General features: G+C 73.5%; 23 protein-coding genes and 1 riboswitch. Of the genes, 12 read left to right on the top strand and 11 right to left on the bottom strand.

Annotated elements, in window-relative coordinates; all coding sequences use genetic code 11:
* Nucleotides 1–5: 5 nt before the first annotated feature.
* Complete coding sequence (gene ftsL, locus ACZ4NT_RS17870) at nucleotides 6–533, bottom strand: cell division protein FtsL (protein ID WP_121403518.1); 528 nt, start codon at nucleotides 531–533, stop codon at nucleotides 6–8.
* A 79-nt stretch (nucleotides 534–612) separates the two neighbouring features.
* A complete protein-coding gene (gene rsmH / locus ACZ4NT_RS17865; protein ID WP_121403517.1) occupies nucleotides 613–1,569 on the bottom strand; it encodes a 16S rRNA (cytosine(1402)-N(4))-methyltransferase RsmH in 957 nt (318 codons plus the stop codon).
* Between the two features lie 423 nt (nucleotides 1,570–1,992).
* On the opposite strand from rsmH, the gene ACZ4NT_RS17860 reads away from it, so the two are divergent.
* The 4 genes from ACZ4NT_RS17860 to ACZ4NT_RS17845 all read left to right on the top strand — a co-directional run bounded on the left by ACZ4NT_RS17860 (nucleotide 1,993) and on the right by ACZ4NT_RS17845 (nucleotide 7,563).
* Nucleotides 1,993–2,541, top strand: coding sequence for a beta-class carbonic anhydrase (locus tag ACZ4NT_RS17860; RefSeq protein WP_121403516.1), 549 nt, complete (start codon nucleotides 1,993–1,995; stop codon nucleotides 2,539–2,541).
* 239 nt (nucleotides 2,542–2,780) lie between these two features.
* Nucleotides 2,781–3,818: an AAA family ATPase gene (locus ACZ4NT_RS17855; protein ID WP_121403515.1), complete on the top strand. Its 1,038-nt coding sequence runs from the start codon at nucleotides 2,781–2,783 to the stop codon at nucleotides 3,816–3,818.
* Nucleotides 3,818–5,176 (top strand): DUF58 domain-containing protein, encoded by a 1,359-nt coding sequence (locus ACZ4NT_RS17850; RefSeq protein WP_121403514.1) that lies wholly within the window; start codon nucleotides 3,818–3,820, stop codon nucleotides 5,174–5,176. Before ACZ4NT_RS17855 ends, ACZ4NT_RS17850 begins: the two co-directional genes overlap by 1 nt.
* Nucleotides 5,173–7,563, top strand: coding sequence for a transglutaminase TgpA family protein (locus ACZ4NT_RS17845; protein ID WP_467726208.1), 2,391 nt, complete (start codon nucleotides 5,173–5,175; stop codon nucleotides 7,561–7,563). The genes ACZ4NT_RS17850 and ACZ4NT_RS17845 overlap by 4 nt, the downstream gene beginning before the upstream one ends.
* A 322-nt stretch (nucleotides 7,564–7,885) precedes the next feature.
* Here the strand turns inward: ACZ4NT_RS17845 and ACZ4NT_RS17840 are convergent, their stop codons facing one another.
* The 3 genes from ACZ4NT_RS17840 to ACZ4NT_RS17830 all read right to left on the bottom strand — a co-directional run bounded on the left by ACZ4NT_RS17840 (nucleotide 7,886) and on the right by ACZ4NT_RS17830 (nucleotide 10,107).
* Nucleotides 7,886–8,278: a DUF3040 domain-containing protein gene (locus ACZ4NT_RS17840; RefSeq protein ID WP_121403512.1), complete on the bottom strand. Its 393-nt coding sequence runs from the start codon at nucleotides 8,276–8,278 to the stop codon at nucleotides 7,886–7,888.
* A 275-nt stretch (nucleotides 8,279–8,553) separates the two neighbouring features.
* Nucleotides 8,554–9,324 (bottom strand): methyltransferase, encoded by a 771-nt coding sequence (locus ACZ4NT_RS17835; protein ID WP_121403511.1) that lies wholly within the window; start codon nucleotides 9,322–9,324, stop codon nucleotides 8,554–8,556.
* 243 nt (nucleotides 9,325–9,567) lie between these two features.
* Nucleotides 9,568–10,107, bottom strand: a complete 540-nt coding sequence (locus ACZ4NT_RS17830; protein WP_121403510.1) for an SAV_6107 family HEPN domain-containing protein — start codon at nucleotides 10,105–10,107, stop codon at nucleotides 9,568–9,570.
* Between the two features lie 185 nt (nucleotides 10,108–10,292).
* On the opposite strand from ACZ4NT_RS17830, the gene ACZ4NT_RS17825 reads away from it, so the two are divergent.
* From ACZ4NT_RS17825 to ACZ4NT_RS17805, 5 genes are all read left to right on the top strand, one after another.
* On the top strand, nucleotides 10,293–11,183 hold the full coding sequence (locus ACZ4NT_RS17825) for an ATP-binding cassette domain-containing protein (RefSeq protein ID WP_467726205.1): 891 nt from the start codon (nucleotides 10,293–10,295) through the stop codon (nucleotides 11,181–11,183).
* The gene (locus ACZ4NT_RS17820) at nucleotides 11,155–13,239 is read left to right on the top strand and encodes a YhgE/Pip domain-containing protein (protein WP_121403508.1); all 2,085 of its coding nucleotides are present in this window, start codon (nucleotides 11,155–11,157) and stop codon (nucleotides 13,237–13,239) included. Before ACZ4NT_RS17825 ends, ACZ4NT_RS17820 begins: the two co-directional genes overlap by 29 nt.
* Nucleotides 13,240–13,262: 23 nt before the next feature.
* Entirely contained in the window at nucleotides 13,263–13,901 is a 639-nt protein-coding gene (locus ACZ4NT_RS17815; RefSeq protein ID WP_121404773.1) for a TetR/AcrR family transcriptional regulator, read from the top strand.
* 351 nt (nucleotides 13,902–14,252) lie between these two features.
* A complete protein-coding gene (locus ACZ4NT_RS17810) occupies nucleotides 14,253–14,867 on the top strand; it encodes a DUF4126 domain-containing protein (RefSeq protein WP_467726202.1) in 615 nt (204 codons plus the stop codon).
* 44 nt (nucleotides 14,868–14,911) lie between these two features.
* Entirely contained in the window at nucleotides 14,912–16,426 is a 1,515-nt protein-coding gene (locus ACZ4NT_RS17805; protein WP_467726201.1) for a phytoene desaturase family protein, read from the top strand.
* Nucleotides 16,427–16,462: 36 nt separating this feature from the next.
* On the opposite strand, the gene ACZ4NT_RS17800 is transcribed toward ACZ4NT_RS17805, so the two are convergent.
* From ACZ4NT_RS17800 to ACZ4NT_RS17775, 6 genes are all read right to left on the bottom strand, one after another.
* Nucleotides 16,463–17,374, bottom strand: coding sequence for an SCO2102 family sporulation regulator (locus ACZ4NT_RS17800; protein WP_467726199.1), 912 nt, complete (start codon nucleotides 17,372–17,374; stop codon nucleotides 16,463–16,465).
* Between the two features lie 56 nt (nucleotides 17,375–17,430).
* Nucleotides 17,431–18,354: a methylenetetrahydrofolate reductase [NAD(P)H] gene (metF, locus tag ACZ4NT_RS17795; RefSeq protein ID WP_121403504.1), complete on the bottom strand. Its 924-nt coding sequence runs from the start codon at nucleotides 18,352–18,354 to the stop codon at nucleotides 17,431–17,433.
* Nucleotides 18,355–18,462: 108 nt separating this feature from the next.
* The gene (thiE, locus tag ACZ4NT_RS17790) at nucleotides 18,463–19,137 is read right to left on the bottom strand and encodes a thiamine phosphate synthase (RefSeq protein ID WP_121403503.1); all 675 of its coding nucleotides are present in this window, start codon (nucleotides 19,135–19,137) and stop codon (nucleotides 18,463–18,465) included.
* An 89-nt stretch (nucleotides 19,138–19,226) separates the two neighbouring features.
* A complete protein-coding gene (locus ACZ4NT_RS17785; protein WP_121403502.1) occupies nucleotides 19,227–19,598 on the bottom strand; it encodes an Rv2175c family DNA-binding protein in 372 nt (123 codons plus the stop codon).
* An 89-nt stretch (nucleotides 19,599–19,687) separates the two neighbouring features.
* Entirely contained in the window at nucleotides 19,688–20,851 is a 1,164-nt protein-coding gene (locus ACZ4NT_RS17780; protein ID WP_467726359.1) for an NAD(P)/FAD-dependent oxidoreductase, read from the bottom strand.
* 95 nt (nucleotides 20,852–20,946) lie between these two features.
* Entirely contained in the window at nucleotides 20,947–21,297 is a 351-nt protein-coding gene (locus tag ACZ4NT_RS17775; protein ID WP_121403500.1) for an avidin-fold protein, read from the bottom strand.
* Between the two features lie 51 nt (nucleotides 21,298–21,348).
* A riboswitch (TPP riboswitch) is annotated at nucleotides 21,349–21,461 on the top strand.
* Between ACZ4NT_RS17775 and thiO the strand changes: the two genes are divergently transcribed.
* From thiO to ACZ4NT_RS17760, 3 genes are all read left to right on the top strand, one after another.
* Entirely contained in the window at nucleotides 21,459–22,655 is a 1,197-nt protein-coding gene (gene thiO, locus ACZ4NT_RS17770) for a glycine oxidase ThiO (protein WP_121404772.1), read from the top strand. Its footprint overlaps the riboswitch before it by 3 nt.
* Nucleotides 22,652–22,852 carry a sulfur carrier protein ThiS gene (thiS, locus tag ACZ4NT_RS17765; RefSeq protein WP_121403499.1) on the top strand — a complete coding sequence of 67 codons (201 nt, stop codon included), beginning with the start codon at nucleotides 22,652–22,654 and terminating at the stop codon, nucleotides 22,850–22,852. Before thiO ends, thiS begins: the two co-directional genes overlap by 4 nt.
* 3 nt (nucleotides 22,853–22,855) lie before the next feature.
* Entirely contained in the window at nucleotides 22,856–23,650 is a 795-nt protein-coding gene (locus ACZ4NT_RS17760) for a thiazole synthase (protein ID WP_467726195.1), read from the top strand.
* Nucleotides 23,651–23,785: the final 135 nt, after the last annotated feature.

Raw genomic sequence — 23,785 nt, 5'->3', positions numbered from 1 at the left:
TTCCGTCACCTGCCGGGGTATGTGAAGGGCTCTGCGGACGGGGCGGGGATGGTGGGCGGCGGCGCGGTGGGGGCCGCGGCCGGAGGCGGCGCGGGGGCCGGCACCGGTTCCGGGGCGGGGGCGATGGCCTCGGGCGGCAGCACCACGGGGTCGCGGAGCGAGGACCGCTCGGCGGCCGGTCCGGGGACGCCCTTGACGGTGCCGTCGGGGTCGAGGAAGGCCGGGTCGCCGCCGGGGACCATGCCCAGCTCGCGGGCGCGCCGCTGGAGTGCGTCGGGGGCCGAGTAGGAGTCCACGTCCCGCTGGAGCTCCTGCTCCTCGTCCGTGAGGCTCTTGGTCTCCTTCTGGAGGTCGTCGAGCCGGAACGACCCTTCGCTGAGCGCGGAGTTCAGCACCAGGAGCCCGATCAGGCCACCGCCGAGCAGCAGCACGACCAGCAGGACGAAGGGGGTGCGGGCGGCCTGGCCCGTACCGGTGGGCAGCAACCGCGCGAGCCGGGCGGCACGCCCCTTGAGCTGGGGTTTCCTACGCACGGCCCCTCCCGGTGCGTGTGGGTGTCCGACTCACTCGCGCCTCCCCTTCGTACGGCTCACGCGGCCCCCTTGGTACGCCTCACTCGGCGTCCTCCCGGATGCGCTGGGCCCCGCGCAGTCGTGCGGGAGCGGCGCGCCGGTTCTCGGCGATCTCTTCCTCGGTGGGAAGTTCGGCACCGCGGGTGAGGAGCTTGAGCCGGGGCTGGTAGCGCTCGGGTACGACGGGCAGGCCGGGCGGCGCGGTGGAGGCGGCGCCGGCCGCGAACACCTGCTTGACCAGCCGGTCCTCCAGGGAGTGGTACGAGAGCACCGCGATCCGGCCGTCCACGCCGAGTGCCCGCACGGCGGCGGGGATCGCCCGCTCCAGCACGGTCAGTTCGCCGTTGACCTCGATGCGCAGGGCCTGGAACGTGCGCTTGGCGGGGTTGCCGCCGGTGCGCTTGGCGGCCTGCGGCAGCGCGTCGCGGATGAGCTCGACGAGCCGCGCGCTGTTGCTGAAGGGCTCCTTGTCGCGTTCGCGCACGACCGCGGACACGATCCGCTTGGCCTGCTTCTCCTCGCCGTACGCCCGCAGGATCCGCACCAGTTCGCCCGGCGGGTAGGTGTTGAGCACCTCGGCGGCGCTGATGCCGGTCGTCTGGTCCATGCGCATGTCGAGCGGGGCGTCCTGCGCGTACGCGAACCCGCGGTCCGCCTCGTCGAGCTGCATGGAGGACACGCCGAGGTCGAACAGCACGCCCTGGACGCGGGGCAGGCCCAGGCGGTCGAGCACGTCGGGGAGTTCGTCGTACACCGCGTGCACGAGGGTGGCCCGGTCGCCGAAGGGCGCGAGCCGCTCCCCGGAGAGGCGCAGTGCCTCCTTGTCCCGGTCGAGGGCGACGAGCCGGGCCTCGGGGAACCGGGTCAGCAGGGCTTCGCTGTGGCCGCCGAGACCGAGCGTGCAGTCGACGACGACGGCTCCCGGCCGCTCCAGCGCGGGCGCCAACATGTCCAGGCACCGCTGGAGCATCACCGGGACATGTCGACTCTGGCTCAAGGGGCCCTCTCAGATCCGGCACGGCCCGTACGCACCGCCGGGTCCCCGCCCGCTCCTGGAAGGGGAGGTCTGCCGGCGCCCGGTGAGTGGCGTCAGCCGACCGGGAGCGGGAGGAGGCCGAGCCGTACGTGCGCGCCGCGCACGCGGGGAGAGCCCGGGTGTCACCGGGTCCTCCGGGTGAAAATGCAGCAGGGAGAACCTCGCCTCCCGCTTCGCGTCACTTTAGTCCACGGTGTCTCGCGGTCAATCAACCGGCATGCGCGTCGCGGGCCGTGCTCCAGCCGAAGCGGTGAACCCGTCCCCATCACCCGTTCGGGCGCCCCGGCACCGCCCGTGTGGATTACCTCACAACAAGCCGCGATGGCGTTCTTTGTCCTCATCCACAGCAGGACTGCGTCCACGGTGACCAGTAACGTCATGGGTATGACGACTTCTGCATCCGTGCCCACCGAGCCCGAAGACGCCATAGCCGCCGATGGCTCCGTCACCGACCGGCTCGTCGCCGCGAACCAGCAGTACGCCGCCGCTTTCAGCGACCCCGGCATGGACGCCCGCCCCGTTCTCCAGGTCGCCGTGGTCGCCTGCATGGACGCCCGGCTCGACCTGCACGCCGCGCTGGGGCTGGAACTCGGCGACTGCCACACGATCCGCAACGCCGGCGGTGTCGTCACCGACGACGTGATCCGCTCCCTCACGATCAGCCAGCGGGCGCTCGGCACGCGCAGCGTCGTGCTCATCCACCACACCGGCTGCGGCCTGGAGTCGCTCACCGAGGAGTTCCGCCACGACCTGGAGATGGAGGTCGGCCAGCGCCCCGCCTGGGCCGTGGAGGCCTTCCGTGACGTCGACCAGGACGTGCGGCAGTCCATGCAGCGCGTGCGCACCTCGCCGTTCCTGCTCCACGCGGACGACGTGCGCGGCTTCGTCTTCGACGTGAAGACGGGTCTGCTGCGCGAGATCGACCCCGCCTAGCGGGCCCCGGCCCCCGGCCGGCGCTCACCGCGCGGAAAAAGAGCGAGTTCTCGTGCCCAAAAGGCCGTAAGACGTGACATAGCACGGCCAGTTGTCCACAGTCGAGTGACACGAACCGGTAACGGCAACAAGAATGCGGGTGTGGCGTCACGCGGAACTTTTCGCGCGTGGTGTCCGTGTTTCGGGGTGGGCCGGTCCGCATCGCAGCGTCGGCCCGTGAAAGGGCCGAGGAGGGCCGGGTGACGACCTATGACGATCGAGCGAGCCTCACGGATCTGACCGCCACTGCGGAGCGAGTCCGCAGTTCGGTGGAAGGAGTGATCGAGGGCAAGCCTGAGGTCGTACGGCTTTCGCTGACCGTGCTGCTCGCCGAGGGACACCTTCTGATCGAGGATGTCCCCGGCGTCGGCAAGACGATGCTGGCCAAGGCACTGGCGCGGTCCATCGACTGCTCGGTGCGGCGTATTCAGTTCACGCCCGACCTGCTGCCCTCGGACATCACGGGTGTGTCCATCTGGGACCAGCAGCGCCGGGACTTCGAGTTCAAGCCGGGGGCGATCTTCGCGCAGATCGTGATCGGCGACGAGATCAACCGCGCCTCCCCGAAGACGCAGTCGGCGCTCCTGGAGTCCATGGAGGAGCGCCAGGTCACCATCGACGGCCAGACCTACGAACTGCCGAGCCCCTTCATGGTGGTGGCCACGCAGAACCCGGTCGAGATGGAGGGCACCTACCCGCTGCCCGAGGCCCAGCGCGACCGCTTCATGGCCCGGGTCTCCATCGGCTATCCCAGCGCGGAGGCCGAGCTGCAGATGCTGGACGTCCACGGCGGCATCTCCCCGCTCGACGACCTCCAGCCCGTGGCGCACGCGCACGACATCGTGAAGCTGATCGACGCCGTCCGCACCGTCCACGTCGCGGACCCGGTCCGCAGGTACGCGGTGGACCTGGTGGCGGCCACCCGCACCCACCCGGACCTCAGACTCGGCGCCTCGCCGCGCGCCACGCTGCACCTGCTGCGCGCCGCGAAGGCCGCCGCCGCCCTCAGCGGCCGGGACTACGCGCTGCCGGACGACATCCAGGCGCTCGCGGTAGCGGTCCTGGCCCACCGCCTGCTGCCCACGGCCCAGGCGCAGCTGAACCGCCGCACGGCCGAGCAGGTCGTCCAGGAGATCCTGCAGCGCACGCCCGTACCCTCGCCTGCCCAGCCGCCGAACGGATTCACGATGGGCCGCGGCGCGCCCGCGTTCGACCAGCAGCCGCCGCGGAGGCTGTGATGACGTCCGGGGGGACGGGGCACGCGGAGGAGCCGGGGGGCGGGCTGCGCACGGCGCTCGCCGGACTCACCACGCGCGGGCGTTCCTTCCTGGCCGCCGGAGTGGCGGCCGCCGTCTGCGCGTACGTGCTGGGTCAGAGCGACCTGCTGCGGGTGGGCCTGCTGCTGGCCGTGCTGCCGCTGGTGTGCGCGACGGTGCTCTACCGCACCCGGTACCGGGTGGCGGGCAGCCGCCGGCTCTCCCCCGCGCGCGTGCCGGCCGGCTCCGAGGCCCGCGTCCACCTGCGGATGGACAACGTCTCACGGCTGCCCACGGGCCTGCTGATGCTCCAGGACCGGGTGCCGTACGTGCTCGGACCCCGGCCCCGGTTCGTGCTGGACCGGATGGAGGCGGGCGGCCACCGCGAGGTGTCCTACCGCGTGCGCTCGGACCTGCGCGGCCGCTATCCACTGGGCCCCCTCCAGCTGCGCCTCACCGACCCGTTCGGGATGTGCGAGCTGACCCGCTCCTTCTCGACGTACGACACCCTGACGGTCATCCCGCGCGTGGAGCCGCTGCCGCCGGTGCGGCTGAGCGGCGAGGCGAAGGGGTACGGCGACGGGCGGCAGCGGTCGCTCGCGCTGGCCGGCGAGGACGACGTGATACCGCGCGGCTACCGGCACGGCGACGATCTGCGCCGGGTCCACTGGCGGCTCACCGCGCGCTACGGCGAGCTGATGGTGCGCCGCGAGGAGCAGCCGCAGCGCGCCCGCTGCACGGTCCTGCTGGACACCCGGGGCATCGCCTTCGCGGGCGCGGGCCCCGACTCAGCCTTCGAATGGGCCGTGTCGGGGGCGGCGTCCACGCTGGTCCACATGCTCGAACGGGGCTTCTCGGTGCGGCTGTTGACGGACACCGGAAGCTCGGTGCCCGGCGAGGGCGCCGACGGGTTCGCGGGCGCCAGCCAGGAGTCGGCCGACGCCGCGGGCCTGATGATGGACACGCTCGCCGTGGTGGACCACTCGGACGGCGCGGGTCTGTCGCGCGCCTACGACGTGCTGCGCGGCGGGAGCGAGGGCCTGCTGATCGCGTTCCTCGGCGACCTGGACGAGGAGCAGGCGACGGTGCTCGCCAAGATGCGCCAGCGCAGTGGCGGCGCCGTCGCCTTCCTGCTGGAGAGCGACGGGTGGGTGCGGGAGCCGGGCGACGTGCCGGGCCCGGCGGACCGGAGCGAGGACCGGCTGCGCATGCTGCACGAGGCGGGCTGGACCGCCGTGAAGGTGCCCCGGGGGGCGGCCTTCGCCGACCTGTGGCAGCAGGCGGACCGGCAGCGCACGAGCGCCGCGGTCACGGGGAGCACGGCGAGGAGCGGCTCATGAGCGGACGCACGAAACTGGCATTGTGCGCCGCCGCGGCGACGCTGGCGGCGGCCTGCGCCCTGCTCCCGCTCGTCGACCCCGCGACCTGGATCCTGCAGGCGGCACTCCTGCTGGCGATCCAGTCGGGGGTGGGCGCGCTGGCCCGGCGGGTGCCGCTGGCCCGCGCGCTGACGGTGGCGCTGCAGGCGCTGGTGACACTGCTGCTGCTGACCCTGGCCTTCGCGCGCGAGCAGGCCGTCGCGGGCCTGGTCCCGGGGCCCGAGGTCTTCCACCGGCTGGGGACGCTGCTCCAGGCGGGCACGGACGACGTGAGCCGGTACGCGATCCCGGCGCCCCTGTCGGACGGCATCCGGCTGATGCTGGTCGGCGGGGTCCTGGTGATCGGTCTCGCGGTGGACGCGCTCGCGGTGACGTTCCGCAGCGCCGCGCCGGCCGGACTGCCGCTGCTCGCGCTGTACTCGGTCGCGGCGGGGCTGTCGGACGGCGGCGCCGCGTGGCTGTGGTTCCTGCTCGCGGCCTGCGGCTATCTGATGCTGCTGCTGGCGGAGGGCCGGGACCGGCTCTCCCAGTGGGGCCGTGTCTTCGGCGGCGGGCCCCGCGCCCCCGGCCCGGACAGCGGAGGCGGCGCGGTCGCCCCGATCCGCACCGGCCGGCGCATCGGCGCGGTGGCGCTGGGCATCGCGCTGGTGGTGCCGCTCGGGCTGCCCGCGCTGGACGGCGGCCTGCTGGACGGCGCGGGGACCGGCGTCGGCGCGGGCCCCGGAGGCGGCGGCACCATCTCCGCGGTCAACCCCCTGGTCTCGCTCCGCGACAGCCTGAACGTGAACGAGGACCGCCAGGTCCTGTCGTACCGGACCAGCACCCGGGACACCCAGGACCTGTACCTGCGGATCGTCTCGCTGGACGAGTTCGACGGCACGGCCTGGAAGCCGGCCCAGCGCCGGATCCAGGAGGTGCCGGACACGTTCCCGACGCCCATCGGCCTGGGTCCCGAGATCCGCCGGAGCGAGATCCGGACACGGATCTCGGCGGCCGAGTGGTATGCGCAGGACTGGCTGCCGATGCCCTATCCCGCCAGCCGGGTGGAGATCGACGGCAACTGGCGCTACGAGCCCCTGGGCCGCACCCTGGTCGGCGACCACGGCCAGAACACGCGTGGCGCGCAGTACGAGGTGTCGAGTCTGGTGGTGCAGCCGACCGCGGAACAGCTGGCCTCGGCCCCGCAGCCGCCGCCGGCGCTGCAGCGCGAGTTCACCAAGGTCCCCGAGTCGCTGCCGCCCGAGGTGGCCCAGACCGCCCTGGAGGTGACCGAGGGCGCGACGAACGACTACGAGCGGGCGGTCGAGCTCCAGGACTACTTCGCGGTCGACGGCGGGTTCACGTACGACACCCAGGTGCAGGTCGGCAGCGGCTCCGCGGCGATCGCCCGCTTCCTGCGGGACAAGCAGGGCTTCTGCGTGCACTTCTCCTTCGCGATGGCCTCGATGGCCCGCACACTGGGCATCCCGGCCCGGGTGGCGGTGGGCTTCACGCCCGGCTCCCCGCAGGCCGACGGTTCGATGTCGGTGGGACTGCGGGACGCCCACGCCTGGCCCGAGCTGTACTTCGAGGGCGTGGGCTGGACCCGTTTCGAGCCCACTCCCAACCGGGGCACGGTGCCCGAGTACACGCAGGAGGACACCCCGGGCAGCTCGGTCCCTGCGGTACCGCGGCCGTCGCAGTCGGCGTCCACGGCCCCCTCCGCCGCGCCCTCGGCCGGCGAGAGCTGCTCGGTCCAGCAGAAGAAGCTGGAGGCCTGCCCGAGCGAGTCCGCCCAGGCGGCGATCGGCTCCGATGACGACGGCCGCCCCTGGTGGCTGCTGCCGGTGCTCCTGCTGGCCGGACTCGCGGTACTGGCGGTGCCGCTCCTGCCGATGTTGTGGCGGATGCGATTGCGGGCGCTGCGGCTGGGCGCGCACGGACGTACCGAGGAGGGCCTGGCGGCGCACGCCCTCGCCGCCTGGCAGGAAGTGACGGACACGGCCTGGGACCACGGCATCGCGCCGGACGAGTCGCTGACGCCGCGGAAGGCCGCCGCACGGATCACCCGGCTCGGGCATCTCGGCGCGGACGCGGAGGCGGCGCTGCACCGGCTGGCCTCCACCGTGGAGCAGGTCCTCTACGCGCCGCGTCCCCGTCCGGCGGCGGGGACCGCGGACGACGCCCGACGTGTCGCGGACGCCCTCCACGCGTCGGTGAGCCGTCCCACGCGGCTGCGCGCCCTGCTGGCACCGCGCTCGGCCGTCCGGGTGGTCTGGGCCGCGTCGGCCCGCTGGGCGGCGGTGCGGTCGGGGCTCTCCGCCCGGCGCGCGGCCCTGCTGCGGCGCCCGTCGGGCCAGAACGGCTGACCCACGAAACGACGGCCCCTCACCCGCGGTCGGGTGAGGGGCCGTCGTTCGTCCCGGTGAGCCGCCGGTCCGGGTGCCTGGGGAGACACGTCCCGGTGAGCCGCCGGTCAGGGCGCGGCGGCGCAGGTCCCGGAGGGCTGCCGATGCCGGGATGCGGGAGCGGGGTCGCGGGAAGTCCCGGAGGGCCGTGGGCGGACGCCGGCACGGTCGGCCTGGACTCGGCCCGGACGGGCGGGACCGGGTGAGGGCATGCTCAAGGGGGTGACCCGCCCGTCCGGGCGGGTCACCCCCTTGACCGATGTCTGTGGCCGTGGCGGGCGGGCTAGTGGCCCTGCTCGTCCCGGCGGCGCTGCCAGCGTTGTTCGATGCGGTCCATCATGGAGCGGCGCTGTCGCGACTGACGGCGGGCACCAGGCGCACCGGCGGCCGGCTGTTCACCCGGCTTGGGGGCCTTGCGCCAACCGGTGACGGCGAGCACCGCGCAGCCCAGCATGACGAGGAACCCCACCACGCTGATCCAGATCTGCTGCGCGACCATTCCGGCCATGAGGAGCGCGATACCCACCAGGAAGCCCGCGACCGCCTGGTAGACCCGTCGCCGGGTGTACGTACGCAGCCCGCTTCCCTCAAGCGCTGTCGCGAACTTGGGATCTTCGGCGTACAGCGCTCGCTCCATCTGCTCGAGCATTCGCTGCTCGTGCTCCGAGAGCGGCACGGAGTCCTCCTCATCGTGCAGTCGCCGGGGCGACTGGGGGTCCCCTTCAGGATAGGCAGGGAATCGCCCCCGTGAAACCCGCCCCTCTACGCCAATTGGCCAACCGGAACCCGCCACGGCGGTCCGGTCCGCTGAAGCGTGCATTCCCCAGCGGCCGACCCGTCATGCCGGGTGGTCTCCCTCGATCATACGGCGCAGAGCGTCCGATCGGGGGGCCTGTGGCGTACTCCATCTGCCGCCCCGGCCCTGATCAGCGGCGCGTCACGGGAGGCGGCTCACGCCCCGTCGGCACCTCGTGACTCGCCCAGCACGTGGAGCTGCGTCGCCACGGAGTGGAAGGCGGCGAACTCGGCCGCCGCGGCCTCCAGCTTCAGCAGCGCCTCCAGCGCGCCCGGTTCGGTGTCCACGAGGACGCCGGGGACCAGGTCGGCGAAGACCCGGACGCCGTGCACGGCACCGACCCGCAGGCCCGCCCCCTCGACGAGCCCGGTGAGCTGCTCGGCGGTGAAGCGGTGCGGTACGGGGTCACCCTCGCCCCAGCGTCCGTTCGGGTCGTCGAGCGCCTGCCTGGCCTCCTTGAAGTGGCCGGCCAGCGCCCGCGCGAGCACCGCTCCGCCCAGGCCGGCGGCGAGCAGGCTGAGGACGCCCTCGGGTCGCAGCGCGTCCACCACGTTGCGCACGCCTTCGGCCGGGTCGTCCACGTACTCCAGCACGCCGTGGCAGAGCACCGCGTCGTAGCCACCGCGCTCGACGACGTCGAAAAGGCCGTGGGCGTCGCCCTGGACGCCCTGCACACGGTCGGCGACGCCTGCCTCGGCGGCGCGGCGCTCCAGTGCGAAGAGCGCGTTCGGGCTGGGGTCGACGACCGTGACGCGGTGGCCGAGTCGGGCCACCGGCACCGCGAAGTTGCCGCTGCCGCCTCCGGTGTCGAGGACGTCGAGCGATTCCCGCCCCGTGGCCTTCACGCGGCGGTCGAGGGCGTCCTGCAGGACCTCCCAGACCACGGCGGTACGGAGAGAAGCGCGGGGGCGCATCGGGTCCGACACGGCAGTTGACTCCTCGGCGCGGCACCGCCTGCTGTCGGGCGGAGCGATCGGGACGCCTCCCGCTGGGAGGCTGCATGCGCCTCCCACCCTATTGCCTCGGCCGCCGTCCCCGGCCCCCCGTCTCACGCGGTGGATCTTCGGCGGAGCGCGGGCCGCTCCGAGCCCCGGGCCCCGCCGGGAACCCGCGCCGGACCTCGGTCCCGGTGCGGGCGGATCGGGACCGCCGGCGGCCGGTGCCGGCGGTCATCCCGCGTCCGGGACCTCGCGGTCCGCGTCCTGCCGGGGCTGCGGCAGGACCGGCTGGAGCACCAGCATCCGCTCGACGAGACGCAGGAACATCGCCACGTCGCGTATCAGGTCGTCGGCGTCGCGCGGGGCGGCCGCCCCTTGGATGCCGGCTTCGGCGCGGGCGCGGCGCCCGGCGCCGGAGGCGAACAGCGCGCTCCACTCGGCCAGTTCGGGCGCGATCTCGGGGAGGACCTCCCAGGCACTGCGGATGCGTGCCCGGCGCCGGGGGGTGTTCTCCGGGCGACCCCTGGCGGCCAGCACGGCCGCGGCGGTGCGCAGGGCGGCCAGGTGCGCCGTGGCGTAGCGCTCGTTGGGCGTCTCGAGGGTGGTGGCCTCCTCGAGTCCGGCGCGGGCCTGGGCGAGCAGGTCGAGGGCGGCGGGCGGGGCACCGGTCCGGCGCAGGACGGGGTGCACGTCGCTCGCCGGACCGGTCAGTGAGGGGGCAGGGCCGGGGGCGCGGCGCCGGTGGGCGGCGGCTGCGGAAGAACTGGCCATGACGAACCTCCTGTCGTCGTGTGACGGCACTGTGGCCGTATGTGCCCATCGTGAGGTATGGCACTGACAATCCGTTCTGACCTGGCCTTTTGCTTCGATCGAAGGTTCGAGATAGTTTTTGCACTGACCAGTCAGTTCAAAAATGGGGGTCCCTGGGGCCCCACGACAGGGGAGCGAGGGGGGACATGGGCGAGCCGGAAACAGCCGCCGCGGTCGCCGTGCGTGCGGAGGGGTTCGGCCTCAAGGGGCCGCGCGGCTGGGCGTTCCGGGGGGTGGACATCGATGCCGGACCGGGCACGCTGATCGCGATCGAGGGACCCTCGGGCTCCGGCCGGACCTGCCTGCTGCTCGCGCTCACCGGCCGGATGAAGCCCGCCGAGGGGCGGGCCACCGTCGGCTCCCACGGTCTGCCGCAGCACATGTCCGCGGTGCGGGGCATCAGCGCACTGGCCCACGTACCCGGTGTCACCGATCTCGAACCCGCCCTGACCGTCGGGGAGCACCTCCTCGAACGGGCCCTGCTGCAGCGCCGGTTCACGGGCCCGCTGCGCGACACCCTGCGCGGGCTCCTGCGACCGCGGGCCGAGCGGCTGGCCGAGGCACGGCGGCGCGTCGACCGGGCCCTGACCACCGCCGGACTCGACGTCGCCGCGCTTCCCAAGGGCGCCCGGACCGCCGTACGCGACCTGGAACGGCTGGAGGCCCTGCGGCTCTCCGTGGCCCTGGCCCTGATCGGCGAACCGCGCCTGCTGGCGGTCGACGACACCGACCTCAAGCTGTCGGACGCCGAACGGACCGAGGTCTGGGCCCTGCTGAGGTCGCTGACCGAATCCGGCACCACGGTCGTGGCGGTGTGCAGCGAGGCTCCCGAGGGAGCCGTCGTCGTGTCCACCCGCCCCGGACCCGGGGAAGCCGCCGCGGACGCGCCGCTGGACCCCGACGGCCGGGACGAAGCCGCGGCCCCGGACGCGCCTCAGGACCCCGCCGACCCGGACGCAACCGGGACCGCGGACGCGAACGGCGACGACGACGAAAAGGAGACGGCGGATGCGCTCCCCGAAACTGGCCGCGCTTGAGCTCCGGCGGTTCGGCAGGGGCAGGCTGCCGCGTGCGGCCCTGGCCGCCCTGCTGCTCCTGCCCCTGCTCTACGGCGCCCTCTACCTGTATTCGTTCTGGGACCCCTACGGGCGACTGGACCGGATACCGGTGGCCCTCGTGAACGACGACCGGGGGGCGACCGCCGCCGGCCGGAGGATCGACGCCGGAGACGACATCACCAAGGGCCTGCACGAGAGCGACACCTTCGAGTGGCACGAGGTGAGCGCGGCGGAGGCCCGCAGGGGCGTCGAGGACGGTACGTACTACCTGTCGCTCACCATGCCGAAGGACTTCAGCAAGCGGATCGCGTCCAGCTCCGGCGACTCCCCCGAGACGGGCGCGCTCCAGGTGCGCACGAACGACGCCAACAACTACATCGTCGGGCAGATCTCCCGGACGGTGTTCAGCGAGGTGCGCACGGCGGCGTCCACCAAGGCCTCGCGCTCGTTCCTCGACCGGATCTTCATCTCCTTCTCCGACATCCACGGGGAGACCGTGAAGGCCGCCAAGGGGGCCGACAGGCTCAAGGGCGGGATCGGCAAGGCGAAGAAGGGCTCCAAGGACCTCGCGGACGGCCTGAAGGACGCCAAGGCGGGCAGCGGGAAGCTGGCCGGCGGCCTCAAGAAGCTCAACAAGGGCGCGGGCGACCTGGAGGACGGCTCGCAGCGGGTCGCCGACGGCACCCAGGCCCTCGCCGACAAGGTCAACGGCATCGCCGACGACGTACGGCCGTTCCTGAAGGACAACGAGAAGACGATCGGCGACACGGCCCGGCTGGTCGCCGACTCGGCGTCCGCGATCCGGCACAACCTCGACACCCTGGTGAAGACGGCGCCGACCGCCGCCAAGGGCGCGCACACGGCCTCCGACGCACTCGACCGCATCTACACGGCGCGCTGCGAGAACGCGGTGCTGCCCGACACCGCGTGCCCGGAACTCAAGAAGGCCAAGCAGGCCGCCGCGGACGTGGCGAAGGTCGCCGACGACGTCGACACGCTCGTCACCGACCAGGACGGCGACCTCGACGAACTCGACAAGAACCTGGCCACCCTGGAGAAGCAGGCCCGGAGTCTCGCCGAGCGCTCACCGCACCTCTCCGAGGACCTCGACAACGCCGTCGGCAAGGTCAACCAGCTGAACAGCGGGGCCAAGAAGGTCGCGAAGGGCGCCCGGACACTGCACACGGGACTCGGCACGGCGAAGACCGGCGCGGCCGACCTCGACAAGGGCGTGGGCAAGCTCCGGACCGGAGCGGTCGACCTCAACGGGGGCATGTACAAGCTCGTCGACGGCTCCGGGAAGCTCGCCGGCGGACTGCACGACGGCGCGGGCAAGATCCCGGACTACGACGAGAACGACCGCGACCAGCGCACCCAGGTGATGTCCGACCCGGTGCAGCTCGCCTCGCGGGACCTGCACAAGGCGCCCAACTACGGCACCGGATTCGCCCCGTACTTCATCCCGCTGTCCCTGTGGGTGGGCGCGATGGTGGCGTACATGCTCATCCCACCGCTCAACCGGCGGGCTCTCGCGGCCGGCGCCTCCGCCTGGCGGATCGCCCTGGCGGGCTGGCTGCCGGTGGCCGCCCTGGGCGTGCTGCAGACCGCCGCCCTGATGTCGGTGCTCCACTGGCTGGTCGGCCTGGACATGGCCCGGGCCGCCGGGACCGTGGGCTTCCTGTTCCTGGTGAGCGCCTGCTTCGCGGCGATCGTGCAGTGGCTGAACGCGCGCTTCGGAGCAGCGGGCCGCATCCTCGTGCTCGCCCTGCTGATGCTCCAGCTGACCTCGGCGGGCGGCACGTACCCCGTGCAGACCAGTCCCGGGTTCTTCAACGCGATCCACCCGTTCCTGCCGATGAGCCACGTCGTGGACGCCCTGCGCCGGCTCATCACGGGCGGCGGCCTCGGCCCCGTCTGGCAGGCGTGCGCCGTCCTGGTGGCCTTCACCGCCGGCTCCCTCGCCCTCACCGCCGTCTCCGCACGCCGCAAACAGGTGTGGACCCTCGACCGGCTGCACCCGGAGCTGACCCTGTGACCGTTCCTGTGACAATCAAGGCCATGGAAAGCACCAGTGCCACGGGGGCCGGGAGCAGCCGTCGCGAGGCGACCCGGCAGAAGCTCTACGAGGCGGCCGTCACCCTCATCGCCGAACAGGGTTTCTCCGCCACCACCGTGGACGAGATCGCCGAACGTGCCGGAGTCGCGAAGGGCACGGTCTACTACAACTTCGCGAGCAAGTCCGTCCTGTTCGAGGAGCTGCTGCGGCACGGCGTCGGACTGCTCACGGCCTCCCTCAGGGAGGCCGCCGAACGGACGGCCCGGGACGGCGGCGGCAAGGTCGACGCGCTGGACGCGATGATCCGCGCCGGGCTCGTCTTCATCGACCGCTATCCCGCGTTCACCCAGCTGTACGTGGCGGAGCTGTGGCGGACCAACCGGGCCTGGCAGTCCACCCTGATGGTGGTCAGGCAGCAGGCGGTGGCGGTGGTCGAGGACGTCCTGCGGGACGGTGTCGCCAACGGCGAGCTCAGCGACGAGATCGACATCCCGCTGACGGCCGCCGCACTGGTCGGCATGGTCCTGGTGGCCGCCCTGGACTGGCAGGCGTTCCAGCCGGAGCGGTCGCTGGACGACGTCCACTCGGCGCTGTCGCGGCTGCTCCAGGGGCGCGTGAGCGGCGGCCGCCAGGCGGGCTGAGCGACCGGGAGAAGCGCCGGTCCGATGTGGCCGCGTCCCCCGCGGGCCAACTCGAACCGGCGCTTCCCGTACTCCCCCGTGCCCCCTCGGGCCCCGGGCGGCTGCCCGGCGGGTCCCCCGTGCCTCACTCCCGCCGACAGGCCGGCGGAAGGAGCGGTCGGGGGCGCCGCACCGTTCCGCCGCCCCGTGTCGGCGGTGCCGGAGCCGAGCCCCTTTCCGTGCCTCCACTCTGTCGTCCGCGCAGGTCGGGCCCATCCGCTCGGCTACTCATCCCACCCCCTGAGTACCGCTACTCAGTCGTGGGCACCCGGGCCCACGACGCGGCGGCGCGGACTGGCTACGATCGCGTCCGTGTCCGTACTCCCCCTGGTCTTCACCAGCGGCTGGGCCAGCGGCATCAACGCGTACGCGGTGGTGCTGCTCCTCGGCGTCTTCGGCGCGACCGGCCTGAGCGACGACGTGCCCGAGGCCCTGCAGCGTCCGGACGTGCTCATCGCGGCCGCGGTGCTCTTCCTCTGCGAGGCGGTCGCCGACAAGATCCCCTACCTCGACTCGGTGTGGGACTCGGTGCACACCGTGGTCCGGCCCCTGTCGGGCGCGGTCGTCGGGGCCCTGCTCGCCGGACAGAGCGGTTCGCTGCCCGACCTCGCGGCGGGTGCCATCGGGGGTTCGACGGCGCTCGCGAGCCACGTGGTCAAGGCCGGGACCCGGATGGCCGTCAACACCTCGCCGGAGCCGTTCAGCAACATCGTCCTGAGCACGGCCGAGGATCTCGGCGTCGCGGCGGTCCTCACCTTCGCGATGTTCCATCCGGTGGCCGCGGCGGTCGTCGCGGGCGTCCTGCTGCTCACCGGACTGCTGGTGGTCTGGTTCCTCGCCTCGCGCATCCGCCGCTTCCTGCGCCGCAGGGCGCAGCGCCGAGAGGAGCGGGCGCTCGTGGCACGGGGTGGGAGCCCGCCCGGCTGACCGCGGGCGCCGGACCGTCGGCGGTGGCCGATAAAGTCCCTGGCATGGCACGGATTGCGGTGATCGGCGCCGGGATGGGCGCGATGGCGGCCGCCGCCCGGCTGGCCGTCGCGGGCCACCGGGTGGTGGTGTACGAGCGCACGGCGACGTACGGCGGAGCGGTGCGCCGTCTCGAGCGCGACGGCTTCTCCTTCGATCTGGGGCCCGGCCTGCTGACGCTGCCCGCGGTCTACCGCGACCTGTTCGTCAAGACCGGCAAGGAGCCGCTGGAGCAGTGCGTCGAGCTGGTCCAGGTGGACCCCTCGTCGCGGCACCTCTTCGCGGACGGCACCGAGGTCGCCCTGCCGAACGCCTCCCGCGCGGGCACCCTGAGCGCCCTGGACGAAGCCCTCGGAGCGGGCGCGGGCGCGCGGTGGGGCGACTTCCTGGTGCGGGCGCGCGAGGCATGGGACCGGGCCCGGCGGCCCCTCCTGGAGGAGCCGCTGTGGCCGAACTGGCCGGTGCTCGCCGAGCGCGAGCCCTATCCCGCGGTGCCGCACAAGCGCCTGCTGCGCACCCGTCGGGCCGGCACGCTGGCCGAGGTCGGCGCCTGGGAGCTGCGCGACCCGCGCCTCGCGGCCCTGCTGGAGAGCCACGCCCTCGCGTACGGGCTGGACCCCCGCACCGCGCCGGCGAGCGCGGCCGTGCTGCCGTACATGGAGCACGCCTTCGGCACCTGGTACGTGCGGGGCGGCATCCGGGAACTGGCCCGCGCGGTGTACGAGCGGTGCCTGGCGCGCAGGGTGGAGTTCGTCTTCGGTGCCGAGGTGGTGCGGATCGTCGAGAAGGACGGGCGGGCCGCGGGCGTGGAGCTCGCGGGCGACGCGTCACGGGGGGCGGGGACGGTCGCGGAGGCCGACCTCGTGGTGGCGGGCGTCGCACCCGGCGTGCTGGACGCCCTCACCCCGGGGACGGCACCGCGGGGCGGCGACGGCGTCGTCCCGCCGCAGCGGAGTGCGCCGAGCCGGCTGAGCGTGCTGCTGTCCCTGCGGGGCGGACGGCCCGAGGGCGCGGCCCACCGGACGGTGGTGCACGCGGCGGACCGCGACGGCGAGCTGAACCGCCTCTTCGGCGAGCGCCCGGGGCTCGCGGCGGCCCCCACCGTGACGGTGCTGCGCCCGGACGATCCGGCGGCGGTGCCTGATGCGGAGCACGAGGCGGTGACCCTGACCGCGACCGTGCCGCCCGGCCTGGAGGTGTCCGAGGCGGACGTGGAGCGCCTGCTCGCCGTCGCGGAGCGTGCTGTGCCGGGACTCCGCGGACGTCTCCTCCGGTACGAGGCGTACGCCCCGGTGGACATCGCGGAGGCGACGGGCGCGGCCGGTGGGGCGGTGCCGGGCCCGGCGCTCGCGGCGGCGGACGGCCGGCTGCTGCACCCGTCGAACGGCACGGCGCTGCCGGGCCTGTTCGCGGTGGGTGGCTGGGCGCATCCCGGCGGCGGGCTGCCGCACGCGGGGATGTCCGGTGCCCTGGTGGCGGGTCTGGTCGTGGAGGGGCCGGACTTCCGGGGTTCGCAGTGAGGTGACGTGGGACGCGGGCCGCCGTCCCGTCCGGGATCAGTACCGGTACTGCTCGCCGTAGCCGGTGCCGGTGCCGTTCCCGTTGCCGTCGCCCTGGTAGGGGTAGGACTGCTCGGGCGGGAGCTCGCCGCCGTAGGGGTCGTCGACGTTGCGCTGCTGCGGCACCCAGACACCGCCGCCCGGGGTCTCGCCGCCGTGGTTCCCGGCGTACTGGGACTGGTCGTAACCCTGCTGCCCGTACGACTGCTGGCCGTTGTAGGCGGTGTCGTACGAGGCGCTGCCGTAGGTCTGCGTGCCGATGTACGGGTCGGAGTAGGCCGCGTACTGCTGCTGGCCGTTGTCGTAGCCGTACTGCTGCTGGTCGTATCCCGCGTAGCCGTCGTAGGCGTAGGCCTGCTGGTTCTGGGACTGGTCGGTGGTGCCGTAGGACGGGTTGGCCGCGGCGGCGTACGCGTTCTCGTCGTAGACGCCGTAGGAGCCCGTGTCGTCGGGCAGCGGCTGCGGCTCGTAGACCGCGGTGGCCTCGGCGGCCCGGGCGGGGGCGTCGGCGGGCCGGCCGGGCGCGAACACGTCGTCGGGGTCATAGTCGTCGTCGGGCGCGTACGCCCTTCCCTCGGACGCTTCGAGGTCGGCGACCTCCGGCATCGGGTCCTGGCGGTCCGGCTCACCGCGGCGCCGCTTGCTCGCGCCCGGGCGGCCGCCTATGGCCCAGCCGGTGGAGAAGCCGCGGCGGAAGGACAGCGTGACGTACGTCTGGCCGACCGCGAAGGCGGCGGCGCCGAGACCGATGACCACCACGGAGGGGATCAGAACGCCGAGGACGACGCAGAGGAAGCCGCCGAAGGCGAGCAACCGCCAGCGCAGCCGCGCCTTGTACTGCAGCAGCACCTCGCCGAGCAGCCACAGCGCGACCATCCCGAACGCGATGTAGAGGACCGTCCAGCCCATGTACGCCCCTCTCCCAGTAACCGCTACGCAGTGTGTCGTAAACCGGCGCGGCCGGTCTAGGCCCGCTGTGGGTGGTGCAGGCCCAGATTCTCGTAGATCTCCAGTGTCGCCGTGGAGTTGTTGAGCGTGATGAAGTGCAGCCCGGGAACTCCCTCGGCCAGCAGTCGCGCGCAGAACTCGGTGGCGAACTCGATTCCAATGGAGCGTACAGCCGCCGGATCGTCTTTGGCTGTGAGGATCCGCTCTTTCAGCTCGGCCGGGATCGCGGCGTTGCTGAGCTTCGGCAGCCTTTCCAGCATCTTCACACTCGTCACCGGCATCACCTCGGGGATCACCGGGGTGCCGCAGCCGGCCGCCGAGACCAGGTCGCGCAGCCGCAGGTACGACTCGGGCCGGAAGAACATCTGCGTGATCGCGTAGTCGGCGCCGGCCCGGCACTTGTCGACGAAGTGCGCGACGTCCTGGTCCCACTCGGTGGACCGCGGGTGCATCTCGGGGAAGGCCGCGACGCCCACGCAGAAGTCGCCGGACTCCTTGATCAGCCGGACCAGATCGGCCGCGTAGGCCAGACCCTGGGGGTGCTGCACCCAGTCGCCCATCGGGTCGCCGGGCGGGTCGCCGCGGACCGCGAGCATGTTCCGGATCCCGGCGTCCGCGTACTGCCCGATGATGTTCCGCAGCTCCGCGACGGAGTGGTTCACGGCGGTGAGGTGGGCGACCGGGGTGAGGGTGGTGTCGGCGACGATCTGCTCGGTCTCCCTGACCGTGCCCGCGCGGGTGGAACCGCCGGCGCCGTACGTCACGGAGACGAAGTCGGGCGCGACGGCCTCGACCCGGCGGAGTGCGTTCCACAGGTTCCGCTCGCCCTTGGGGGTCTTCGGCGCGGAGAACTCGAACGAGTACGTCTTCTTGCCGGTCGCGAGCATGTCGCGCACGGTGCGTGCGCGATCAGTCCTGGTGGAAGCAGATCCGAGGGCCATGTTCGCAGGTTAGCCAGGGGAGGCCTCTCCCCCAACCGAACCGATGAGATTTGACCGATTTGTCGACTTCTTGTCCACCCCTCGGACACCGAGCGTCACGCGCGGCTCCTACACGCCGCGCAGCCGCTTCGCGAAGTCGCCCGCGGCCGCTCCGGGGTCGTCGGCCTCGGTGATCGCCCGGACCACGACGATCCTGCGGGCGCCCGCCTCCAGGACCTGGTCCACGTTGCCCCGGTCGATGCCGCCGATGGCGAACCAGGGGCGGTCGGTGCCGAGCGAGGCGGTGTGCCGGACCAGGTCCAGGCCGGGCGCGTGACGGCCGGGCTTGGTGGGGGTGGGCCAGCAGGGGCCCGTACAGAAGTAGTCGACGCCCTCCTGGACGGCCGCGGCCTCGGCCTCGGCCGCCGAGTGCGTGGAGCGTCCGATCAGGACGTCGTCGCCGAGGATCGCGCGGGCCGCGGGGACCGGCAGGTCGCCCTGGCCGAGGTGGAGGATCGCGGCGGCGGCCGGGTGCGCGGCGCGGATCGCGTGGGCCACGTCCGCCCGGTCGTTCACCGAGAGCAGCGCGCCGTGCCGCAGGCACGCCTCGGCGAACACCTCCAGGTACGCGAGCTCCTCCGCCGCCTCCAGGCTCTTGTCGCGCAGCTGCACGAGGTCGACACCGCCCGCCAGGACCGCGTCGAGGAACTCGGCGAGGTCGCCCTGGCGCTTGCGGGCGTCCGTGCACAGGTAGAGGCGCGCGTCGGCGAGCCGGGCGCGGGCGCCGGCACCGGTCTCGGGCATCGTTCAGGTCCCCCCGTGGTCGGTGGCGCACGGACCACGGCGGCCGGCGGGCCGGCGCGCCGTGGTCCGTACACCGGAAATCGATCGGATCAGACGGCGAGCGCCTGGGCGCGGCGCTTCACCTCCGTGCCGCGATTCTCGCTCAGAGCCTGCGCGGGGGTCCCGGGCAGGGTCGAGTCGGGGGTGAAGAGCCACTCCAGCATCTCTTCGTCGGTGAAGCCGTCGTCCCGCAGGAGCGTCAGGGTGCCGGACAGGCCCTTGACGACCTTCTGCTCGGCCCCGTCGATGAAAGCGGCGGGGACGTGCAGCGCGCGGTTCTCACCACGGCGTACGGCGATGAGCTGGCCGTCCTTGACCAGCTGCCGGACGCGGGTCACCTCGACGCCGAGCATTTCGGCGATGTCGGGGAGGGTGAGCCAGGCGGGGACGAGAGCATCGATCTTTGCGTCAATCTCGGTCACGGGACAAGCCTGCCATCTGGGACCGACAGTCGGAAGCCGAGCCCGCCCGACCCGGGGAGCCGGACCGGGGTGAACCGGGCCCGGACCGCCTACGCGGCCGCCGCCTTCAGCGGTCTTGAGGGGTCGGTCAGCGCGTCCGCGTCCATCGGCGTACCCGCCTCGATGAGCTTGCGCCCCTGGGCCAGGTCCCGGGGACGGCCCACCGCGAGCAGGGCGACCAGGCGGCCCTCGCGCAGCCAGCAGACCGTCCAGGCGGCACCCGAGGGGTCGCCGCGCCACAGGGTCGTGTCGGCGGACGCGTGGTGGCCGACGTACTGGACGAAGCGGCCGAACTGCTCGGACCAGAAGTAGGGCACCGGGTCGTAGGCCGCGGGGGCCTCGCCGATGATGTTCGCCGCCACCGTGCGCGGGCCCTGGAGGGCGTTGTCCCAGTGGTGGACCAGCAGGCGGCCCTCGTACCGCCCGGACGGGAAGGAGGCGCAGTCGCCGACCGCGTAGACGTCGGGCGCGGAGGTGCGCAGGTGCGCGTCGGCCACGATCTCGCCGTGGGCGCCGAGCTCGATGCCGGAGCCGCCGAGCCAGCCGGTCGCGGGGCGGGCCCCGATGCCCACGACGACCGCGCCCGCGGGCACCCGCGAGCCGTCGTCCAGGACCACGGCGCCGGGCTCGACGCGCTCGACGCGCGCGTGGGTGCGCAGCGCGGCGCCGCTGTCGGCGTACCAGGACGCCATGGGGGCGGCCACCTCGGGCGGCAGGGCCCCGGCCAGCGGCCGGTCGGCGGCCTCGACCACGGTCACCGCGCAGCCGGCCTCGCGGGCGGCGGTCGCGAACTCGGCGCCGATCCAGCCGGCTCCGACCACCACGATGTCGTGCTGCTCCGCGAGCACCGGGCGCAGCCGCTCGGCGTCGTCCAGGGTGCGCAGCAGATGGACTCCGGGCACGCCCTCGGTGCCCGGCAGGCGGATCGGTTCCGCCCCGGTCGCGAGGACCAGGACGTCGTACGGCACGGGACCGTCGGCGGTGTCCAGCTCGTGGTCCTCGGGGCGCACGCCGAACACCTCGCAGCCGAGGCGCAGTCCGATGCCGAGCGCCTCGAAGTCGAGGTCGAAGGCGGAGCCCTCGGCCTTGCCGAGCAGCACCGCCTTGGACAGCGGCGGCCTGTCGTACGGCTGGTGCTGCTCCGCGCCGATCAGGGTCACCGTGCCGGTGAAGCCCTGTTCCCGCAGGGCGACCGCGGTCTGCACCCCGGCCATGCCCGCGCCCACGACGACGACCCGCCCCGCCGTGCGCTCCTCAGCCCGCGTCCGCTCGTTCACCTGATCACCATAGACACCTGACGGCTCGTCAGTCAGGGGGCGTGCTGGGTGATCTCCTCCACCACGCTCGTCCCACTGCCCTCCTGAGACTCCCACTGCCAGCTCTCCTCCAGCCGTACCCGTCCGTCGGCCAGCTCGACGACCGAGGACACGCAGTGCCCCGAGGAGGTCGTCCCGTCGTGCTTCAGCTGCACGTACCGGAAGTCGAGGCGGTCACCTTCACGCCTACCCACCAGATGACCTCGTACGACATCGCCGCCCGCGTACTCGGCCCAGATCTCGCCGTTCCGCTCGTGGTAGGCGAAGCGGGTGCGGGTGCCGACCTGGCCCGGCGCCTGGTCGGCGACCGGGGCGAGGACGAGGCCGTCGAGCGAGCGGGCCATGCGGGGAGCTCCTCTACTGGGGTGCGGGACGACGGGCTAGGGTGGCCAACGTAAAGCACACGCGGGAGCCCGGACGCACCGGGCTGAGAGGGAGGCTGGACGGCCTCCGACCGTACGAACCTGATCCGGGTCATGCCGGCGAAGGGAGGGGCTGGACGCCCATGTCGCGTACATCGCACGCCGCGCCCACCGCGCGGGGATCCACGGGCCCGTCGGACGTCCTGGTCGTGGGCGGCGGCATCATCGGTCTGGTGACCGCCTGGCGGGCGGCGCAGCGGGGGCTGACGGCCGCGGTCGTGGACCCCGAGCCGGGCGGCGGCGCCGCGCAGGTGGCCGCCGGCATGCTGGCCGCCGTCACCGAGCTGCACTACGGCGAGCAGACCCTGCTGGGCCTCAATCTGGCCTCCGCGCGCCGCTATCCGGACTTCGTGGCCGAGCTGACCGAGGCGTCCGGCCTCGGCCTCGGCTACCGCCGGTGCGGCACGCTCGCCGTCGCGCTCGACTCCGACGACCGCGCCCATCTGCGCGAACTGCACGCCCTGCAACAGCAGTCGGGCCTGGAGTCGGAGTGGCTCAGCGGCCGTGACTGCCGCCGTCTGGAGCCGATGCTCGCACCCGGTGTGCGCGGCGGGCTGCGGGTGGACGGCGACCACCAGATCGATCCGCGCCGGCTCGCCGCCGCCCTGGTCGTGGCCTGCGAGCGCGCCGGAGTGGTCCTGCACCGCACCTGGGCCGAGCGCCTGACCGTCGAACGGGGCCGGGCCGCCGGTGTGCGCACCGCCGACGGCACCGGACTCGCGGCCGGCCAGGTGGTGCTCGCCGCGGGCAGCCTCAGCGGACGGCTGGCGGGGGTGCCCGACGACCTGCTGCCGCCGGTGCGCCCCGTGAAGGGGCAGGTGCTGCGGCTGACCGTGCCGAAGCGGTACGCGCCGTTCCTGAGCCGGACCGTGCGCGCCGTCGTGCGCGGCAGCCAGGTCTACCTGGTGCCGCGCGAGAACGGGGAGCTGGTGGTGGGCGCCACCAGCGAGGAGCTGGGCTGGGACACCACGGTCACCGCGGGCGGCGTGTACGAGCTGCTGCGCGACGCCCACGAGCTGGTCCCCGGCATCACCGAGCTGCCGCTGACCGAGACGCGCGCGGGACTGCGTCCGGGCTCACCGGACAACGCGCCGCTGCTCGGCCCGACCGGACTGGACGGCCTCCTGCTGGCCACCGGCCACTACCGCAACGGCGTCCTGCTCACGCCGGTCACCGGCGACGCGATGGCGCACGTCCTCGCCACCGGTGAACTCCCGGACGAGGCACGCCCCTTCACCCCCAAGCGCTTCAGCCCGGCCCGCACGGAGCAGCCCGCATGAACATCTACGTCAACGGCGAGCCGCGGCGGATCGCCGCGGGCACCGCGCTCGACGCGCTCGTCGCCACCCTCACCGCGGCCCCCTCGGGGGTCGCCGCAGCCCTGAACGAGACCGTCGTCCCGCGCGCGCAGTGGTCCGGCACGGACCTCGCCGAGGGCGACCGCGTCGAAGTCCTCACCGCCGTCCAAGGAGGCTGACCCATGGCCGACGATCCCTTCGTCCTCGGCGGTACGACCTACTCGTCCCGCCTGATCATGGGCACCGGCGGCGCGCCCAGCCTGGACGTGCTGGAGCGTTCGCTGGTGGCCTCCGGCACGGAGCTGACGACGGTCGCGATGCGCCGGGTGAGCCCCGAGGCGCACGGTTCGGTGCTGTCCGTGCTCGGCCGGCTCGGCATCCGCGTCCTGCCGAACACGGCGGGCTGCTTCACGGCGGGCGAGGCCGTCCTGACCGCCCGTCTCGCCCGCGAGGCCCTCGGCACCGACCTGGTCAAACTGGAGGTCATCGCCGACGAGCGCACCCTGCTGCCCGATCCGATCGAGCTGCTCGACGCCGCGGAGACGCTCGTGGACGACGGCTTCACCGTGCTGCCGTACACGAACGACGACCCGGTCCTGGCGCGCAGGCTCCAGGACGCCGGCTGCGCCGCGATCATGCCGCTGGGCTCGCCCATCGGTTCCGGCCTCGGGATCCGCAACCCGCACAACTTCCAGCTGATCGTGGAACACGCGCACGTGCCGGTCATCCTGGACGCCGGCGCCGGCACGGCCTCGGACGCCGCGCTCGCCATGGAGCTGGGCTGCGCGGGGGTGATGCTCGCCTCGGCCGTGACCCGGGCCCGGGAGCCGGTGCTGATGGCCGACGCCATGCGGCACGCGGTGGAGGCGGGACGCCTGGCGTACCGGGCGGGCCGCATCCCGCGCCGGCACTTCGCGGAGGCCTCCTCGCCCGCCGAGGGGCTGGCGCGTCTGGACCCCGAGCGCCCCGCTTTCTAGGACGGGCCCGCAGGCCGTACCCCGGTACGGCGGCGGCGTCCGCAAAGGCACACAACAGTCACAGGTCTGCTGCATTCCGCCCCCGGAACCAGCGGACCGGGTGGGCGTGACAGTGGCGGCTCGTAGACTCACCTG

This window comes from Streptomyces sp. NPDC026417 (assembly GCF_055567695.1).
The sequence above is the reverse complement of the archived record's forward strand: the minus strand, read 5'-3'. Positions and strand labels throughout refer to the sequence as shown.